The organism is Natronosalvus vescus (genome assembly GCF_023973145.1).
GTDB classification, from domain to species: Archaea; Halobacteriota; Halobacteria; order Halobacteriales; family Natrialbaceae; genus Natronosalvus; species Natronosalvus vescus.
The window spans coordinates 272,658-290,358 of the sequence record NZ_CP099546.1 but is presented as its reverse complement, the minus strand read 5'-3'; the positions used below and the strand labels follow the sequence as shown (position 1 = coordinate 290,358).

Sequence of the window (17,701 nt, the reverse complement as noted above, 5' to 3'; positions counted from 1 at the left end):
ACCACTGGAAGCGATCGGGTGCAAGAATCGGTGATTAGAATCGAAGTCGGGTCGAACGGCCGACGCGGAGAGACGGGATCCCCGCCCGAACCCGGCTCACTCGAGGTACGATCGAACGCGGTCGACGACGTACTCGGCTTCCTCGTCGGTGAGACACATCGGATTGATGGTGAACGCCGACTCGTGGAGGTGATCGGGGCCGACGAACACCCGCGGATCCTCCTGGCGTAGCTTTGCGACGAGGGTCGTCGCGTCGATGCCGGCGACGTCCGGGTCGATCCGAACGAACGATTCGGGTGCCACGGCCGTCTTTTCGCCCTCCGTAACGGTGATCGAGAGGCTCGGCTCCTCGCGAAGCGCCGATGCGATCGTCTTCGTGCGGGCGGCCCACTCGCGCGCGTTAGTGTCGTGATCCTCCTCGAGGAACAGTTGGAGCGCTCGAATGAGTCCCGCGAGTTCCTCCTTGCCGACCTTGAGTGGGCGACCGACGCCCTGTCGCGGGACGCCGTCGAAGCGCTCGAGATCTATCAGCTCGGACGGCGGCTTCCAGACCGACTCGGCGACGTGCATGTCGAGGTGTTGCATCGCCGCGGACTCGATGAGGTCCCCTCGGCCGGCGAGGATACCCGAGGCCTGCGGCCCACGAATCGCCTTGCCGCCGCTGTATACGACGAGATCGGCACCCTCGTCGATGAACCGCGAGAGGTTCTTCGCCGGAGGCAACTCGGCGGCGGCGTCGACGATGACCGGGACGTCGTGCTCGTGGGCCACGTCGGCCACGTCCGAGAGCTCCGGTTGCGAGTACGACTTCTGCATGTACGCGACGGCGGCAGTCTGGTCGGTGATCGCGGCCTCGATCTCCCAGAGTTCGGTGTTGACCGACCCGGTTCCGAGGTGATTGTCGTTGTTGCCGACGTCGACGATACGCCCGCCACCGAGGCGGATGGCGTGGTCGTAGCCGTTTCGGTGCGTGCGCGGCATCACGACCTCGTTGGCCGCGTCCTCGGCGTGTGGGAGTTGATCCATCACGTGCAGATCGGTGCCGGCGATACACGCGGCCGTTCCGAGGGTCAGACACGCCGCTGCCCCGCTTGCGACGTATCCGGCTTCCGCCCCCGTCGCCTCGGCGATGAGTTCGCTGGCGCGTGCCTGCAAGTCCGAGATGCGAACGAACGACTCCGACGCGCTGGCCATGGCCTCGACGGCTTCCGGTCGGATGAGGCTGCCGCCGATCCGCGTTTTCGTACTTGCCGCGTTGATAACCGTCGGAACACCGAGTTCGTCGTAAATTGATCGCTCGTTAGACATGCGTTCGAAACACGTCTGGATATCCGCCGGTCGGAAAATAAGTCGTTCGGTCGATTCGCTCGAGAATCGCCACTACGTCGATCAAATCCGCCGAGTGTCGACGATTCAGCGGGTGACCGGCGATGTCTCCGGCGGGGATCGATTCGGCCGAACGGTGGCAGTCGTGCCCCCTATTATTATTACCTATCGCCCCCTGCGGATAGACGAATGCAGCTTCGCAGAGCGAACACTCCCGACATCTCGGGACGGACGAACGACGAACTATCTCACGACTCGGTTCCCCTCGAGTCGATCACGCTCGAGCGATCGCACCCGACACTCGCGGCATCCGAACGCGATCGACGAACGGCGACCGCTTCCCCCACGTCCGAACCACGAGCGACGGTGATCCACGCATGAAATTCGGCGTCTTTCTGAACCAGTACTACACGCCCGACGACGAGTTCGAGGTTACGGATCTGTTCGAACAGGCCGAACTGATGGAGTCGGTCGGCTTCGACTCGCTGGCGCTCGGGGAACGGCACGTCCACGACGAGGGCGTCGTCGAACCGTTGACGACGCTCGCCGCGCTCGGGGCGAGAACTGACACCCTCGAGCTGGCGACGATGGCGGTGCTACCGGCGCTGTACAACCCGCTCCACCTGGCCGAGAAGGTCGCGATGATCGATCGCCTCTCCGGCGGGCGGATGCGCTTTGGCGCGGCCATCGGCTACCGCGAGCGCGAGTTGACTCCCTTCGGCGTCACGCTGGACGACCGGGTGCCGATGTTCATGGAGTCGCTCTCGCTGCTCAAACGCCTCTGGGCGAAAGAGAGCGTCAACCACGACGGCGACCACTGGCAGTTCGACGACGTGTTCATCAGCCCCCGGCCGACGGGTGAGATGCCCGTCTGGATCGGTGGCCACGCCGACATCGCGATCAAACGCGCCGCTTACCGGGGGAACGCCTGGATCGCGAGCGCCTCGTCGACGACGGAAGACCTGGAGCGCCAGATCGGCGTCTACGAGGACTCCCTCGAGGAGTTCGGGATGGATCGATCGGACAACGACGTCATCCTGATGCGCGACTGCTTCGTCGCCGACTCCTACGAGGAAGCGCGGGATACGATCGAGCCGTACCTCCTCAAACTCTACCAGATGTACGCCCGCTGGGGGCAGACCTACATGGACGAACACGAAGTCGAGGTCGACTACGACGAACTCGCCGAGAAGTTCGTCCTCGGCACGCCGGAGGAGTGTCTCGAGAAACTCCGCACCTACGAGGAGCTCGGCGTCGATCACGTCGTCTTCCGCGTCCAGTTCCCCGGTCAGCCCCAGGAGACGACCCTCCAGTGTCTCGAGCGGATCGGCGAGGAGATCATCCCGGAGATGCAACCATGACGATGCCGACGGTTGGGTACATCGGACTGGATCACCACCACACCGAACCGTACCTGGAGAGTCTCGCCGAGTTGCCGGTGTCGGTGACGGCCGCCTGCGAACCCGACGAGTCGTTCGACGCCGATTCGGTCGAGGGCCTCAGCAACGTCCCGCTCTACGCCGACCCCGAACGGCTGCTCGATGCCGAGGAGCCGGACATCGTCTGGGTGACGCTCTCGAACCGGGACACGCCCGCCGTCGTCGAGGCGGCGATCGATCGCGGTGTCGATGTCTACACCGAAAAACCGGCCGCGCGGACGGGCGCTGACCTCGAGCGCGTCCGTGACGCCGCGGACGAGGCCGACGCAACCGTAGGCGTCTCCTACACCTGGCGCGGTCACCCCGCCTCCCAGGAGCTACGTCAGCGCGCGGCGACCGGCTTCTTCGGCGACCTCCGAGCCGTCGAAGCGCGGTTCGTCGCCTCCCAGCTCGCCTGCCGGGACGACGATCACTATCTGTTCGACCAGGAGGCGAGTCGCGGCGGCATCGTCCAGTGGCTGGGCATTCACTGGATCGATCTGCTCCCGTGGATTCTGGACGACCCGGTCGCCCGTGTGAACGCTCGATTGACCGCCGAACGGGCAGGAGTCGACGTGGACGACGGCGCCGTCGTACAGTTCGAACTCGCCTCGGGCGCGATCGGAACGCTTCACTGTGGCTACTACCTCCGAGAGGGGCGGTACGACACCAACCTCTCGATCACGGGTATGGACGGCCGGGCGACCTGGGATCCGATGGGCGATTACTTCGGCTTCGAGGACGAGACGACCGTCGAGTTCGAGTCGACTCGAGAGGCGTACGCGAGCACACCCCGCCGGTTTCTCACCTACGACTACGCGCCGATCCCGGGCTACGGTGGCGGCTACGGACTCGACTTCATGCAACAGTTCCTCGATGCACGCACGCACGAGGACGTCGAGCCCCCGGCCGATCTGACCGACGCACTGTCGGTGCTTCGCGTCCTCGACGCGGTGTACGAGTCGGCCGACTCGGGGTCGTGGGTCGACGTCGCCGGCGCGACACCGGCGGCTGAAGCGCGACTATGAGAGTTCTCGTCATCGACGTCGACTCCCTGCGACCGGATCACCTCGGCTGTTACGGCTACGAACGGGCGACCTCGCCGACGATCGACGCGCTGGCCGACCGCGGCGTTCGGTTCGATCGGTGTTACGCCTCGGACACGCCGTGTCTCCCCAGTCGAACCGCGCTGGCGACGTGCCGGTTCGGCGTGAACACGGGCGTCGTGACCCACCACGGCGAGGGCCAGCGATACGACGAACCCGGCGACGGCCACGACCCTGGCGCCGATCGGATGCCGGCGTTCCGGTATCTCGCCGAGAACGGCGTCTACACGGCGTCGGTGAGCCAGTTCTCCCAGCGCCATCTGGCCTATCACTTCAGCGCCAACTTCCAGGAGTCGATCATGCCGACGGCGACTGCGGGCGGACCGGCGGTCGAGGACTGCTCGGACGTCACGCCAGTCGTCGAATCCTGGCTGGACAGACACGCGACCGACGACGACTGGCTCCTCCACGTCAACTACTGGGACGTCCACCACCCCTACCTGGGCATCGAGGAGTTCGTCGACCCGGTACGCGAGAGCGGGCCGCCACCGTCGTGGCCCGACCGCGAGACGATCGACGACCAGCAGGAGATGACCGGGATTCGCACCGCCGATCTGTGGCCGAGCGCCGGCCAGTACCGACCCGGCTGGGAGGAGTCCTACGACTACCGGATGCCCGAATCCGTCGAGAGTCGCGAGGACGTCGAGCAGTTCGTCGACGGCTACGACGCCAGCATCCGCCGCGTCGACGGCGAAATCGCGACACTGCTCGAGGCGCTCGAGCGCCACGGCGTTCGTGAGGACACCGCGATCGTCGTGACCGCCGATCACGGCGAAGCCTTCGGCGAACACGGGATCTACGCCGAACACGCCTTCCCCCATCCCGCGTGCCAGCGCGTCCCGATGATCGTCTCCTGGCCGGGCGTCACGGACGAGGGCGCTGGAACCGCCGTCGACGAACAGATCTACCAGTTCGACCTCTTACCGACGGTCTGTGACCTCGCCGATCTCGACGTCCCGTCCGGGTGGGACGCCGAATCCTTCACGCCAGCCCTCGAGGGCGAGCCCTTCGACGGGCGGGAGACGATCGTCTCCGGACACGGCATCTACACCTACGGTCGAGCCGTCTGCCAGGATCGGTGGCTGTACGTTCGCCTGCTCCACCCCGGCGTGTTCTCCTACCCGGGCCTCTACAACGATCCGGCGCTCACGAACGACGGGCTGGAGCTGTTACACGACCTCGAGGCGGATCCCCACCAGACGACGAACCTCGTCGACGCCTGCCCCGAGAAGACGGCGGAACTGCGCGCGGAACTCGACCGCTGGCTCGTCGAGCGCCTCTCGGATCGGTGGCACGAGCAACGGCCGGTCGAGGCTCGCGGGCGTGATCCCCTCGCACGGACGGCCTCGCGGGGGCCGTACCTGTACGCCGATCCGGACGCCCTCCTCGAGTTGTATCGCGAACACGACCGCTCAGACGGCCAGATCGAGGCGGTCGAGCGGACGATGGAGCGGTTCCCGCGGTCGCGGTAGGCGGGATCGACGTCGTATACGGCCTCGTTTATCGGCTTTCGCTCAGACGTTCGTGCTCGAGCCGTGGCTCGGCGAACGGCGACAGAGAAAAACGACCGTATAGGCAGATCGATCGTCGATGTCGACCGCGCTACAGGCCCAGAATCCGCTGAGCGTTCGTCACGTAGAACTTCTCGAGCACCTCTCGTGGAAGATCGATGGCGTCGACCGTCCAGTCGCCCTGAATCGGCGTGGGGTGATCGATCTCCGCCTCGTCGGTCTCGAAGTAGTGCCAGTGGGCGTCGTAGAACGCCTCGGCCTGCTCGTGGGTCGGGTCGAACCCCTGGGGCGATCCGAGCATGAGCGTCTCGCGCACGCCCAGATCCGTCCCGAAGAGGATGCGATCCTGAAACTCGATGAAGACGTCGCGGACGAACGCGGGATCGTGGCGACCAATTTCGGGGAGTCGTGCCGAGACGTCGACGACGTAGTTCGGGTTGTCCCGCATGACGTCGGCAACGTAGCCGACCTCCTCTGCCGCACACCCGAAGTGGACGCCGATGAACGTCGTCTCGGGGTGGCGGCTGATCACCTTCTCGAGCTGTCGGATGAGTTCCCACCAGCGATAGGGGTGGTTCTCGTGATCGCCCCACCACCAGTCGGGGTTCTCCGACAGCTCCGCGTAGCGCTCGTTCTCCGGGGTAAGTGGTTCGAAAAACGCCTTCGGATCCGCGGTGTGAAACGCGATGGGGACGTCCAGTTCGCTCGCCTTCTCGAACAGCGGGGCGAGACGTTCGTCGTCGACGGGGACGACGTCGCCCTCGGGGTCGGTGTAGACGAGACCCATCCGCTTGTGGATCTTGAAGCCGACGGCCCCGGCCTCGACCGCGCGTTCCATCCGCTCGAGTTCGCGTTCGAGCCAGCCGTCTTCGCCGAAGTCCTCGAACTCGAAGCCGCCGAAGACGCCGAAGCGACCGGGGTAGTCCGCGATCGCCTCCACGAACTCGTCGAAGGTCTCGCCGGAGTACGCCGAGATGTCGACCATCGTCTCGAGGCCGTTGCGATCCATCAGTTCGATGGCCTCCTCAAGGTGATCGACGCCGATGTGCGTGTGCATATCGATCACTGGCTGGTCGCGTCGCCACTCGGCGTGGTTCGTCTCGGTCGTCACCGCTGCTCACCCGTCTGTGTTCGCGCGAACACGAGCGAGGATAGAGCACCCGTCGCTCGCGTCTCGTCTGGGAAATCCATGCGATGGGATAACAATCACGGGGCGACTTATACATTTCTGTTGGAAGGCTACGCACACATCGATATCGTCGCGAATCGATCACCGCCGTCGAACCTCTGAAAAGAGAGCACCAACTGATAGCGATTCTTGGAAGTCCTGAGACACTCGAGCGGAGACGGTAGCGCTTGCGTGTCTAGACTGTTCCAAGAATTGCTATGCAACGATGGACGCACTGATTGCCGATACGCCTGACGACCAGGTGTGCAATGACGTGCAGTGGCTACTATAGCCACATGCGATCAGTTCGGCCGATCGACCCATTCCTTTATGATGAACCCGTACAAACCCGCTATCGATGGAATCGATCCGGGCGAGAGCCCTCACTGGAGCACGCGTCGCGAGCGATCGATTGAGCCGTCGTCGGTGGCTGCAAATCGGCATCGCGGGCGGGAGCGGTGCCGCGATCATCACGAGCGGTTGTCTCTCGGAGGACGAGTCGGCCGGATCCGACGACGAACGCGACGGCGGGCCAAATTCGGGGGAGGAATCCGAGGAATCCGAGGCTGTCGAGCGAACCCTCTCGAGCGAAAACGACCGCGATGGGGACGACGGCTGGAAACCCCGGGTCAGTCCCAGCGAGCGCCCCGAGCACGTCGAACACCTGATCGAAGGCTACACCGGTGAGACGAGCGTCTTACCCGGCGACTCCCTCGAGTTCTACGTTCGAACGGATGACGACTGGACGTATCGGATCGACGTCTACCGATTGGGCTGGTACGACGGTGACGGCGGTCGCCTCACGACGACGATTCCCTCGAGCGGTGACTCCCGAGGGACGGATCAGCCGATTCCCGAACCGGATCCCGAAACCGGCGAAGTCGCCTGCGACTGGGACGTAACCGACGTGCTCGAGGTGCCGGTCGACTGGCTGAGCGGGCTCTACCTCGCTCGGTTCGTCCTGACCTCAGGCCCCGAGGCGGGGACGTCGACGACCCACCCGTTCGTCGTTCGACCGCATCCCGACCGCGACCCGGCTGTGCTCGTGCAGCTCCCGCTGGCGACCGCACAGGCGTACAACGGGTGGGGCGGCAAGAGCCTCTACGACCACACGAGCGAGGGAGAGCCGGCAAACGTCGTCTCCCACGACCGCCCGTACGTGAACGAGGTCACGTTCCACCTGAACTACGCGGTACACCTCCTGCGCTTTCTCGAGCAAGAAGGATACGACGTCGCGTACGTCTGTGACAGCGACGTCCACCGCGACCCCTCGCTCGTCGAGAACCAGGGCGTCGTCCTCAGCGCCGGTCACGACGAGTACTGGAGTCGACCCCAGCGCCTGGCGTTTCAACGAGCGGTCGACGCCGGATCGAACGTCGGCTTCTTCGGGGCGAACATCGCCTACTGGCAGGTTCGCTACGAGAACGACGCACGGTCGATGGTCTGCTACAAACACACCGTCGAAGACGATCCGATTCAGGACGAGCGTCGAACCGGGCTGTTCAGGGATGTGGGGCTGCCCGAGTGCGAACTGCTCGGCGTCCAGGGATGGGGGGCCGGCCTGTATAACTTCCCGAACTTCACGGTACAGGAGGACGCCATGGATCATCCGTGGATGGCGAACACCGGCTTCGAACCGGGTGACGAGATCCTGGCGGTCGTCGGCCCGGAGTGGGACTGGGTCAGGGACGACTGTCCGCCACCCGGTGAGTACACGAACTTCTTCCACTACGAGGAGGGGACGAGCGACCTCGAGATAGAGCGCCCGGCCGACGCGGACGCGATCGCGTACAACAGCGAGGCCGGTGGCACCGTCTTCAGCGCGGGGACGCTCGGCTACACACGGGCGATCGATCCGGATCCCGACTGGAACCGCGGCTGGCCGTACGTTCGGGTTCGGGAGTACGCGCCGTCGATCGCCGACCCGGATCCACGCCTCCAGGAGTTCACCCGGAATCTGCTCGACGACTTCGTGAATTCGTCGCGGTGACGTCGTCGGCGCGTCGCCTCGAGGAGTCGAGGCACGTCCGATTACGACCGTTCGCAAACAGTCGGAGCGGACACGCCGAACGGCCGTCGTCCGTCGGGGAACCTGCACGAACCGAAAGGATGTTAGTGTGCCAGAGCGAGTCGTTAGTCGACGATGCACACCGTTCGATTTACCGATCCATCCGGCTACCCCCGGACTGGCGAGTTGACCGATGACGGAATCGACACCGGCGACCGGCTCTACGATCCGGATTCGGTCACCGTGTTGCCACCCTGCGAACCCACGAAAATCGTCTGCCAGGCCGGCGGGTTCATGGATCACCGGGAGGAGTCCGGATTCGACGATCTTCCGGAACGTCCCGAGCTATTCCTGAAGACACCCAACTGTGTCGTCGGCCACGGCGACGCCATCGAACTCCCCCCAGGTCGGGACGAGATTCACTTCGAAGCCGAGTTCGGTATCGTCATCGACCAACAGTGTCGAAACGTCCCGGAATCCGAGGCGATGGACGTCGTGGCGGGCTTTACCTGCGTCAACGACATCTCGAACCGCGACGACCAGGCTGAGGAGCGAAACTGGGTTCGCGGAAAGGCGTTCGACTCGTCGTTACCGATGGGGCCCGTGATGGCCACACCCGACGAGGTGCCCGACGACGCCCGCCTCGAGCTACGCCTCAACGGCGACACCAAACAGGAGACGACCCGCGACATGATGATCTTCTCCGTCGCCGAACTCGTTGCCGAGGTCACCGAACTCATCACCCTCGAGCCGGGTGACGTCATCGCGAGCGGAACGCCGTTTGGCCCGGATTCCCTCGCCGAAGGCGACGTCGTCGAGGTCGAGTTCGAGGGCGTCGGAACGCTCGAGAATCACGTCACGACGCGGTAAGGCGGAGCGGCCATCGCAAGCAGAGCGCGATGTGAGCAAGCCCAACTCCGCGCGTCGACAGCATTATAGCAATCGGCTCGAAGAGTCGGGTATGGTCGTCGTCACGCTCGGTCGGCAGCTCCAGTCGAAATCCGACATCGACGAACTGCACGATCGGGTCGACGTCGGAGTCAGCGTTTTTCGGCGAACCGATGCTCAGTACCTGATTTTCAGCGGTGGCCGGACGAACCAGGTACTCCCACGATCGGAGTCTGCGGAGATGGAAGCGTACGGGCTCGAGGCTGGCATCGACCCGGATCGGATTCGCCTCGAGAATCGGTCACTCGATACGATCGGGAACGGTTACTTCAGTCGACGACTCATCGATGGACTGCCCACAGCGGTGGACACGGTGTATCTCGTCACGTCCGCGTACCACCTCGAGCGGGCGACGTACGTCTTCGACCAGTGCGTCGGCGATCGGTACGACGTCGTGCCGGTCGAAGCCGGTCCGGGCCGTCAGGAGAGACGACGAGCGGAGCGACAGCGGTTGCGGCGAACGCGCGCCTTCTTCGACGGTGTCTCCTCCGGCGACGTCGAGACAATCGCGAGACGACTTCAGGAGCGACACGACTACTACGACGAGCTATCGGTGGCACACGCGTGAGTGGAGAGTGGGGAGGGACGGTAAGTGCGGTGAGTGTCGAAGGGCAATGAAGGCGGAAAACTCGGCGACGGCTCGAGTGAAACGGAGTCAATGACGGGCTCGAGACCCACCGCCGGCCTCACAGCGAGGTGAGGTTGATCTCGATGACGTTGACGCTTCGCATGATCATATCCGGCAGCTCGCGCTGGAGTCGATCCTCGTCCATCCGACTGGACGGGCCGATGATGCTCAACGCACCGAGTACGTTCCCCTGTTGATCCGTGATCGGTGCGCCGACGCCGACTAATCCCTGAATCGTCTCCTGTTCGTTGAACGCGATCCCGCGCTTTTGAACCTCTTTCAACTGCTCGTGGAGTTGCTCGGTGTCAGTGATCGTCTTGTCGGTTAGCTGGGTCAGGCCACGTTTCTCAACGATCGCGTCGACGCGTTCCGGCGGCAGATGTGCCAGGATCGCCTTTCCGACGGCCGTGTGGTGGAGTTCGCTCCGGTGGCCGACGTGCAGCGGCGTCTGAACCGCCTGTTCGCCGTGGGCGACGTGCAAACAGACCCCGACACCGTGTTCTTCGACGGTAAACAGCGCCATCTCTCCGCTCTTTTCTGCCAGTTTGTCGACCTCCGTGCGGGCGAGGTCGAGGATGGAGATCCGGGACTTCGCGTGGTGGGCGACGTCGATAAACCGAAGCCCTAGGTGGTAGGTTTCATCGGTTTCCTTGATCACGTAATCGTTCGCCTCGAGCGTGGCGAGGTGGTTGTGAACGGTTCCCTTCGTGACGCCGATTTCCCTGGCGATTTCGGTGACGCCAGCACCCCCGCTCTCGCGAAGCATCTCGAAGATGTCCAGCGTCGTTTGGACGGCCTGGATCCGCTTTTTCGACCCCCCCGAACTCCGTTTTGACGTCATACTGTCCGGTTACGACCGCACGCCACTTAATTGTTCAGGCGTGGTAAACACACCGTGCCACGGCGAACGTCCTGATACCCGATGAGTCCACGTGTGCACGCTGGTAAAACCGATTCGCTCGACCAACAGCCACGGTTAAGTGACTGGGAGAATCCGATACGGTATGAATCGACACACCGACGTCATCCATCACCCGAGACACCGTCGAACCAAACAGCCACCTCGAGAGGCAACGACATGAAGCTCGGACTTTGTACGATTGCGGCCGGGAACCAGCCGATCGAGACGGTGGCGTCGATCGCCGCGGACGCCGGATACGCCGGCATCGAAATCTGGGGCCGCGGGCACATCGGCGACGGCTCGGAGGCGGCCTGTCGGTCGGTTCGCGAGGCCGCCCGGGACAACGACCTGGAGATCCCCGTCTACGGCTCGTACCTCCGACCGGGGACGGACGGGTTCGACGCGATTGACGAAGAACTCGAGATAGCCGATCGACTTGGCGCCTCCCTGATCCGGGTCTGGGCCGGACACGAGGAGTTTCAGGATCGGTCGGACGAGCACTGGAGGCGGACGATCGACGACCTGCAGACCCTCTCCGATCGGACGGCTGAAAACGGGATCGGCGTAACCGTCGAGAAGCACGAAGGAACGCTGACGAACACCCAGGACGGTGCCAGACGACTCATCGAGGCAGTCGATCGTCCAAACTGCGGACTCAACTGGCAGCCGTTGTTTGGCCTCAGCCCCGACGAGGTGCTTGCGGAAGCCCGCGAACTCGCCCCGCTGTCGAACAACGTCCACGTACAGGCCGTCCCCGAATCCGGCCGCCCGCCCGACGAACGGTGCCTGCTCGAGGACGCGTTCTTCGACGTCCCGGCCGTCGTCGACGCGTTCGAGGAGGCGGGGTTGGACGGTTACGTCGAAGTGGAGTTCGTCACCGACGATCTCGCGTTCGAGGAGGCCGCTGAACGGGATCGTGAGTACCTCGAATCGATCCTCGCCGGGCGTACCGAGTAGCGTCTCGAGCGAGCACCGTTCGTCTTCGGCCTCGGGTGGACAGTCGCCACGCGCACTGTTGTGATCGGGCGATCGTCGGGAAGACAGGAGAAAACGAGTTGAGGGCTCGGTCACGGGCGGTTCGTGGCGTCCGGCAGTCGGCGGTCAGCGACTACGGCCGAAGTACCGCCTTGACGAGACCGTCACGCCGTTCCCGAACCGCATCGAGCGCGTCCTCGAACTCCTCGAGCGGGAACTCGTGGGTGACGACGCCGTCGATGGTGAGGTCGTCCCGCCGGAACAGTTCGATCACCTCGTCTACGGCATGTGAGGCGGTCACGCCGCCGACGACGGTGAGTTCCTTCGCAACGATCTGATCCGGATCGAGTTCCTTTCGCTGCCCGAACACACCCGTCAGCACGATCGTGCCCTGTTTGGCAGCGCTCTGGACGCAGGTGTCGAGCACGTCGCCAGCGCCAGCGGCCTCGACCGCAACGTCGACGCCGCGACCGTCGGTGTGTTCCATGATCGCCTCGACTGGATCTTCCTCGTAGACGTTCACCGTTCGCGTGGCTCCGAGCTGTTTGCCGGCCTCGAGACGTGCCTCTCGCGTTCCGGTGAGGACGATGTCCTTGACACCCTGGGCGCGCAGCAACTGAACGCCGTAGAGGCCGAGCGAACCCGGGCCGAGAACGGCCGCCGTGTCGGTAAACGACGTCTGAATCCGCTGTAACGCGTGCAGCGTACAACCGGCCGAGTCGATCTGACTGGCCTCGACGTCGGAGACGTCGTCCGGCAACGGTGTCAGCGTGTACGCGGGCCAGGCCGCATATTTTCGGTAGCCACCGTCGACGGTGAAACCGATTTCCTTGAGGTCGTCACACTGGTAGTACCGACCGTCGCGACACGCGCCGCAGGTGCCACAGAAGATGAAGCCGTGGAGGGCCACCCGCTGGCCGACCTCGAGGTGGTCGACCCCCTCGCCGAGTTCGACGACCTCGCCGGCGACCTCGTGGCCGAGGACGACGGGGTAGTCCGTCCACGGCGGCCCTTCGCCTCCAATGAGGCCAACATCGCTACCACAGATGCCGATTGCCGTCACGCGAACGAGCGCCTCGCCAGGTTCCGGTTCGGGAATCTCACGGTCTTCGGCCCACGCCTCACCCGTGCCGTCGGTGACGACCGCCTGCTGCGTGCCCGATCTGTCGACGCTCATGCCGTCGCGATCACCTCGATTTCGACGCCGATGTCGATCGGGAGATCGGCCACTTCGATCGCACTCCGGGCGGGGTATGGCTCGCTCATGTACTCGGCGTACACCTCGTTGACGTCTTCGTAGGTGTCCATGTCCGTCACGAAGACGGTGGCCTTGACGACGTTCTCGAGTGAACTGTCCGCCGCGTCGAGCACGGCGGCGACGTTCTCGAGCGTCTGGGCGGTCTGTTCGCTGATATCGCTGCTGACGACGTCCCCCGTCTCGGGGTCGACAGGGCCCTGACCGGAGACAAATATACGGTCGCCGTCCCTGATGCCCTGGGAGTACGGGCCGATCGCTGCTGGTGCCTCGTCCGTGTGAATTGCTTCCATAGTTCGAGTCAAGAGAAGGGTCGTTCCCGACTCGGTTAACACTACCGATAGCCCATCCAGGGTGCGTCACCAACGTGGCCGTATCGGCCGCTCGAGTGTCCTGTCCCCCCAAAAGGGCCGCGCATTTCGGCGGGCTACCAGCGGGTGTCCCCGGAGACGAGATCGAACGCCGCCCGACGGAACTCGACGATCGCCTCCGGTGCGATTTTCATCGTTCGCACCTCGTACCCCCCGTTCTCGAGTGCAGACAGCGTCGGCACGTAGCCGACGTAGTCGTTGGCGTACCCGGCCAGCACGAGGGTATCGGCGCGCGAGCGTTCCTTGAACTCGAGCCCGTGTCGGGCGTGTACCTCACCGGGCATCCCGAGAACACCCAGGTCGCCGATTTCGACGTACGGGATAGCGTTCGGAAGTGCGTCGACGTCCCACTTCGCGATCGCGGCCAGCTCCTCCGCGTACCGACGATCCCAGTTTACCTTCTCGTAGCCGACCCCGTCTCCCCGCTCTTCGAGGTGCTCGAGTTGCGCTTCGAGTTCATCGAGACGGCTCTCGATTCTCTCGAGCGACGGCGTTCGTTTCACAGGGAACTCGACGGCTCGGTTCGCACACCGGATCGGCGTTCGCTCGAGCACCGGGGCGTCGTCCGCAGTCGCGTCCGCGACCGCTCGAAGGACGGCATCGCCGACACGCGACCCGACGCGTTCCATCGCCTCGTAAACTGCCGAACCCGAACGGGCGGGTTCCAGCCCACTCGGGTTAATATCGCCCGCCGCGCCGTTGAGGAAGAGCACGGTCGCCCCGTCGCGGTCGGCTTCGATCCGTCGGCGGGCGTACCCCGGCCAGTCCGCCGAGAGAACGGTTTCGCCGGGAGTCGTACACACCGGATGGCAGGCAAAGTTGTACAGAATCGTTTCGTCGCCGGACGCGGTTTCGACGACGACGGCCGTCACGTCGGGATCAATCGGCCCCTGTGGCATCCGAACGTTGCCACCGACGCCACCGGCCGCTCGTCGGTTCTCCTGGACGCCCTCCTCCGTCGCATGCCCCAGCCGAATCCCCGCCGACTCGCGGCGCTCGAACGCCCGTTCGATCGCTCCCACCAGATCCGATTCGATCCCCTCGACCGTCCTCGAGACGTCCTCGTCCGCTCGCAACGGGGGGCTCACGTCGATCGCTCGAGCGGGGAGGTACGGGCCAGCGTGGGTGTGTGTTCCGGCGAGAATAATCGCGTCCAGTTCCACGCCTCGGCTCGAGAGGGCAGCGGTCACGCGATGGGTGAATTCCCGCGACACGTTCAACGCGTCGACAGACGCAATGCAGACCGTGACCGCGCCGTCGTCCAGAATGAGGGCGGTCGCGAACAGTCGATCGTGAACGCCGGTCGAGCGTCCATCTCGCGCGCCGTAGCCGCTCATCACGACAGGGTGATCGGGCGTGATGTCGACGGCGGCCGAACCGGCCCGGAGCCGTGCTTCGTGGGCGTACATCAGATGTCCTCCGGTCGATCGAATTCGAGCAACGTCATGACAGACACGAACGCGTCTCGCCTCTTAACTCTATGGCGAGGCAGACGTTGTCCGCGGCACCATCCACACGATGCGGGCAGCCACAGCAATACTCACAGTCAGTAGTACGGCTGGTACTCCTCGAGAAAGGCCCGCCCATTGGCTCGATACGCTGCCAGATTTCGGCACTCCGGCGTGATCGGTTGCCCCTCCTCGAGGGCCGCGTTCACCGCCAACAAGAGAGTCGCCGCATCGAGAATCCGGTCACTCTGTGACTCGCGTTCCCCCGTGACGACCTCCACGAACGCGTCCAGATACCCGTAATACATTTCAGCCATGTCACGCTCGGAGTTCCCGACGTCGCGAACCGTCGTCTGATCCCCCACGCTGAAAAACGTGAACTGCTCGTAGCCGCTGGGATCGTCGAGTCGGGCAGTCGCGTACGTCCCGTCGGTGAAGACGATGTCGACGGTCTTCCCGGGGTCGTCGGCCGGCATGACGCTTGCCCAGTGAGAATTGACCAGATACGACAGTGCATCGATAACGTGGCATCCGTAGTAAAACGGGTCGTTGTAGCCGACGCAGTAGAGCGTCCGTTCGTCGCCGTTCGCCTGGAACGAGCGAAGCGAGGGGTGGTACGGAACGGCAGAGCCCCCGAAAAACGGCGTCGTTTCGACCGCCGAACGGATCGCCGTCACGTCCGCGAGAGTGCCGGCGATCGGTTTATCGATCAGCGTCGGGACGTCCCGTCGTAAAAACGGGACGGCGAGGTCTCGGTGGGAATTCCAGTCGACGGTGAGAATCATCACCGCGTCGACGGTGTCGGCCATCTCGAGCGGGTCGCTGTATTGGATAGCGTCGTTCCGATCACAGAAGCCCTCTGCGTACGAGTCACTGCGAACGTCGCCGCCATCCCACACGGCCTCGAGCGTTGCCGTCGGGTGGTTTCGGATCGACGTTGCGTACGCTTCTGCGTGACTCGTGTCTAACCCGACGATGCCGATCTCTACCATCTACCACCACTGACCCTTTCACCGACTTATAGTTTACTGCACCATAGGCTCGAAACCATGTTAAACACGGTCTCGAGCGGTTTAGCGAGGAGGTGGTGGAATTATAGAGCCCGTTCGTCCGATACCGGCTATTCGAGCTAATGTGGTGTGTTCCCATTGTACTCGAGCTGTTTTCCCTGCGTAAACAGCCAGTAGAGAGTCCGCAGCCACCAACACCGTGAAACACTGAATACGGCCATCGGTGTCGCAGTGTAATCGATATCGAGCAATAATGATCCGAACGTTGGTGTTTTCTACTGGTAAACGTTCGTGTCTGGCCGGTTCGTTGACCGTGACCACAGTGTTTGGCCACGGTGAGTATACGTCTCCTCATCTGTCGGTGGAGACGAGAGTTCGAACGCACATCCACGTTTAGACCTGAGAAACACAGTAGTCAGCACCGACAAGTGCGGGGTTTACACCCCAGAAACCACAGTCTCCGGTGCACTACCACACGCATACCCCTCCCGTGACCGTCAGCCGCTGTAAAATGTGGCAGTTATGCAGCGTGACGCTCGTACCAGTCCGGTACTACACACCACTCCGCATACCTAGGTGAACCTCCCCCACCCATTACAAAGATATGTCTGTAATATCAAGGACCTTTGTCCTCACCTGTGCCAACCGACGAATGCATTGCCCGAAGTATATCGCATCAGCAGATAGAGTATCGGTCAAACATGTTAGTATTTCATACTGCATTCGAAACAGAGATACTGATACCAACGTATTCCAGACAGCAATCGTTCAACCGCCGTCAATTCGACTGTCGACGAGTCACAGTGTATGAATCCATGGACAGTACCGACTGCCAGAGACACGTGCTCAAAAGTCTTGCTTTCAGGCACCCTTCCAACGAGTGAGAGTCGTACAGAGACACCGCCGCCAACGCAAAAAGGGGAACATCTATCGTCGGAAACGACTCGCCCGTGACGGCTCCGGCAAACCCGATCGACCACTCGATCTCGTCAGAGGACGATGAGCAGTCGGGACGGATCGACAGAACTGAAAGCCAATGAAAAGGCATACCGAATCAATAAATCCGCACATCAGCTATCAAACATGATTACCTAAGTATCGAATTTAAATAATTACACCGGGCGTGTTGGAACCCGGATTCGAGGAGTTCCCAAACACGCAATCCGTCACTCAACGAGCGATAAGGTGTGGACATTTCTGCGGCCGATCCCACGGTAGCGTACCGATCACCCACGATCGTTGTGGTCGGTTACTACACTACCGGTGAGCCGTATTTTGGCAGATTCTCGAGGGCGCTGAACGGGGAAGTTCCGTGTCACAATCCGTCACCCGGCGATGAACGAAGACGGCGAACAAGCGAGTAAATTCGATTTCTGGCTCGTGATTCCGTTACTCACCACCCGGGCAAAAGAGCTGTCAGTAGCAACCGAGGTGGGGCCTACTCACTGGCGATCGGCTCGATACGGGTGTGCTGACCGAGAAGCAGTTCAGTGCCACTGGCTGACCGCGGAGGAGGCGATTTTGTATAGCATAATAAGATTTATCGACCCGAGAGCCAGAAAGGGTAAAACTCCACCAGCGCCCGGCGACCGGCCAGTAGAAGACCCAAAACCCTCGACTTCAGGCGA

At 63.1% G+C, this 17,701-nt stretch carries 15 protein-coding genes; 8 read left to right on the top strand and 7 right to left on the bottom strand.

What is annotated here, in order from left to right; translation table 11 throughout:
* Nucleotides 1–96: 96 nt before the first annotated feature.
* On the bottom strand, nucleotides 97–1,308 hold the full coding sequence (locus tag NGM68_RS01285) for an aminotransferase class V-fold PLP-dependent enzyme (RefSeq protein ID WP_252699858.1): 1,212 nt from the start codon (nucleotides 1,306–1,308) through the stop codon (nucleotides 97–99).
* Nucleotides 1,309–1,515: 207 nt separating this feature from the next.
* Here NGM68_RS01285 and NGM68_RS01280 point away from each other — a divergent pair, with 207 nt between their 5' ends.
* Genes NGM68_RS01280 through NGM68_RS01265 form a run of 4 tightly spaced genes read left to right on the top strand, consistent with a single transcriptional unit; the run spans nucleotide 1,516 to nucleotide 5,322 of the window.
* Nucleotides 1,516–1,707, top strand: a complete 192-nt coding sequence (locus NGM68_RS01280) for a hypothetical protein (RefSeq protein ID WP_252699857.1) — start codon at nucleotides 1,516–1,518, stop codon at nucleotides 1,705–1,707.
* Entirely contained in the window at nucleotides 1,704–2,687 is a 984-nt protein-coding gene (locus NGM68_RS01275) for an LLM class flavin-dependent oxidoreductase (protein ID WP_252699856.1), read from the top strand. The genes NGM68_RS01280 and NGM68_RS01275 overlap by 4 nt, the downstream gene beginning before the upstream one ends.
* Complete coding sequence (locus NGM68_RS01270; RefSeq protein ID WP_252699855.1) at nucleotides 2,684–3,772, top strand: Gfo/Idh/MocA family protein; 1,089 nt, start codon at nucleotides 2,684–2,686, stop codon at nucleotides 3,770–3,772. Before NGM68_RS01275 ends, NGM68_RS01270 begins: the two co-directional genes overlap by 4 nt.
* Nucleotides 3,769–5,322: a sulfatase family protein gene (locus NGM68_RS01265; protein ID WP_252699854.1), complete on the top strand. Its 1,554-nt coding sequence runs from the start codon at nucleotides 3,769–3,771 to the stop codon at nucleotides 5,320–5,322. The genes NGM68_RS01270 and NGM68_RS01265 overlap by 4 nt, the downstream gene beginning before the upstream one ends.
* Before the next feature lie 130 nt (nucleotides 5,323–5,452).
* Here the strand turns inward: NGM68_RS01265 and NGM68_RS01260 are convergent, their stop codons facing one another.
* Nucleotides 5,453–6,472: an amidohydrolase family protein gene (locus NGM68_RS01260; RefSeq protein ID WP_252699853.1), complete on the bottom strand. Its 1,020-nt coding sequence runs from the start codon at nucleotides 6,470–6,472 to the stop codon at nucleotides 5,453–5,455.
* 415 nt (nucleotides 6,473–6,887) lie between these two features.
* Here NGM68_RS01260 and NGM68_RS01255 point away from each other — a divergent pair, with 415 nt between their 5' ends.
* The 3 genes from NGM68_RS01255 (at nucleotide 6,888) to NGM68_RS01245 (ending at nucleotide 10,053) form a co-directional block, all read left to right on the top strand.
* On the top strand, nucleotides 6,888–8,519 hold the full coding sequence (locus NGM68_RS01255; RefSeq protein ID WP_252699852.1) for a N,N-dimethylformamidase beta subunit family domain-containing protein: 1,632 nt from the start codon (nucleotides 6,888–6,890) through the stop codon (nucleotides 8,517–8,519).
* 153 nt (nucleotides 8,520–8,672) lie between these two features.
* Nucleotides 8,673–9,407 (top strand): fumarylacetoacetate hydrolase family protein, encoded by a 735-nt coding sequence (locus NGM68_RS01250; protein ID WP_252699851.1) that lies wholly within the window; start codon nucleotides 8,673–8,675, stop codon nucleotides 9,405–9,407.
* A gap of 91 nt (nucleotides 9,408–9,498) precedes the next feature.
* Complete coding sequence (locus NGM68_RS01245) at nucleotides 9,499–10,053, top strand: YdcF family protein (RefSeq protein WP_252699850.1); 555 nt, start codon at nucleotides 9,499–9,501, stop codon at nucleotides 10,051–10,053.
* A gap of 118 nt (nucleotides 10,054–10,171) precedes the next feature.
* Here NGM68_RS01245 and NGM68_RS01240 read toward each other — a convergent pair whose 3' ends face one another.
* Nucleotides 10,172–10,954 carry an IclR family transcriptional regulator gene (locus tag NGM68_RS01240; RefSeq protein ID WP_252699849.1) on the bottom strand — a complete coding sequence of 261 codons (783 nt, stop codon included), beginning with the start codon at nucleotides 10,952–10,954 and terminating at the stop codon, nucleotides 10,172–10,174.
* Nucleotides 10,955–11,191: 237 nt separating this feature from the next.
* On the opposite strand from NGM68_RS01240, the gene NGM68_RS01235 reads away from it, so the two are divergent.
* Nucleotides 11,192–11,971, top strand: coding sequence for a sugar phosphate isomerase/epimerase family protein (locus NGM68_RS01235; protein ID WP_252699848.1), 780 nt, complete (start codon nucleotides 11,192–11,194; stop codon nucleotides 11,969–11,971).
* Nucleotides 11,972–12,122: 151 nt separating this feature from the next.
* On the opposite strand, the gene NGM68_RS01230 is transcribed toward NGM68_RS01235, so the two are convergent.
* The 4 genes from NGM68_RS01230 to NGM68_RS01215 form a co-directional block, all read right to left on the bottom strand.
* Nucleotides 12,123–13,166 (bottom strand): zinc-dependent alcohol dehydrogenase, encoded by a 1,044-nt coding sequence (locus NGM68_RS01230; RefSeq protein ID WP_252699847.1) that lies wholly within the window; start codon nucleotides 13,164–13,166, stop codon nucleotides 12,123–12,125.
* Nucleotides 13,163–13,537 (bottom strand): Rid family detoxifying hydrolase, encoded by a 375-nt coding sequence (locus NGM68_RS01225; protein ID WP_252699846.1) that lies wholly within the window; start codon nucleotides 13,535–13,537, stop codon nucleotides 13,163–13,165. Before NGM68_RS01225 ends, NGM68_RS01230 begins: the two co-directional genes overlap by 4 nt.
* A 134-nt stretch (nucleotides 13,538–13,671) precedes the next feature.
* The gene (locus tag NGM68_RS01220; protein WP_252699845.1) at nucleotides 13,672–15,024 is read right to left on the bottom strand and encodes a neutral/alkaline non-lysosomal ceramidase N-terminal domain-containing protein; all 1,353 of its coding nucleotides are present in this window, start codon (nucleotides 15,022–15,024) and stop codon (nucleotides 13,672–13,674) included.
* A gap of 137 nt (nucleotides 15,025–15,161) precedes the next feature.
* Entirely contained in the window at nucleotides 15,162–16,055 is an 894-nt protein-coding gene (locus NGM68_RS01215; protein WP_252699844.1) for a Gfo/Idh/MocA family oxidoreductase, read from the bottom strand.
* Nucleotides 16,056–17,701: the final 1,646 nt, after the last annotated feature.

Coding starts and splice junctions, on each gene's coding strand:
- NGM68_RS01285 (WP_252699858.1), bottom strand. CDS start 1,308: ATGTCTAACGAGCGATCAATTTACGACGAACTCGGTGTTCCGACGGTT.
- NGM68_RS01280 (WP_252699857.1), top strand. CDS start 1,516: ATGCAGCTTCGCAGAGCGAACACTCCCGACATCTCGGGACGGACGAAC.
- NGM68_RS01275 (WP_252699856.1), top strand. CDS start 1,704: ATGAAATTCGGCGTCTTTCTGAACCAGTACTACACGCCCGACGACGAG.
- NGM68_RS01270 (WP_252699855.1), top strand. CDS start 2,684: ATGACGATGCCGACGGTTGGGTACATCGGACTGGATCACCACCACACC.
- NGM68_RS01265 (WP_252699854.1), top strand. CDS start 3,769: ATGAGAGTTCTCGTCATCGACGTCGACTCCCTGCGACCGGATCACCTC.
- NGM68_RS01255 (WP_252699852.1), top strand. CDS start 6,888: ATGGAATCGATCCGGGCGAGAGCCCTCACTGGAGCACGCGTCGCGAGC.
- NGM68_RS01250 (WP_252699851.1), top strand. CDS start 8,673: ATGCACACCGTTCGATTTACCGATCCATCCGGCTACCCCCGGACTGGC.
- NGM68_RS01245 (WP_252699850.1), top strand. CDS start 9,499: ATGGTCGTCGTCACGCTCGGTCGGCAGCTCCAGTCGAAATCCGACATC.
- NGM68_RS01240 (WP_252699849.1), bottom strand. CDS start 10,954: ATGACGTCAAAACGGAGTTCGGGGGGGTCGAAAAAGCGGATCCAGGCC.
- NGM68_RS01235 (WP_252699848.1), top strand. CDS start 11,192: ATGAAGCTCGGACTTTGTACGATTGCGGCCGGGAACCAGCCGATCGAG.
- NGM68_RS01230 (WP_252699847.1), bottom strand. CDS start 13,166: ATGAGCGTCGACAGATCGGGCACGCAGCAGGCGGTCGTCACCGACGGC.
- NGM68_RS01225 (WP_252699846.1), bottom strand. CDS start 13,537: ATGGAAGCAATTCACACGGACGAGGCACCAGCAGCGATCGGCCCGTAC.
- NGM68_RS01220 (WP_252699845.1), bottom strand. CDS start 15,024: ATGTACGCCCACGAAGCACGGCTCCGGGCCGGTTCGGCCGCCGTCGAC.
- NGM68_RS01215 (WP_252699844.1), bottom strand. CDS start 16,055: ATGGTAGAGATCGGCATCGTCGGGTTAGACACGAGTCACGCAGAAGCG.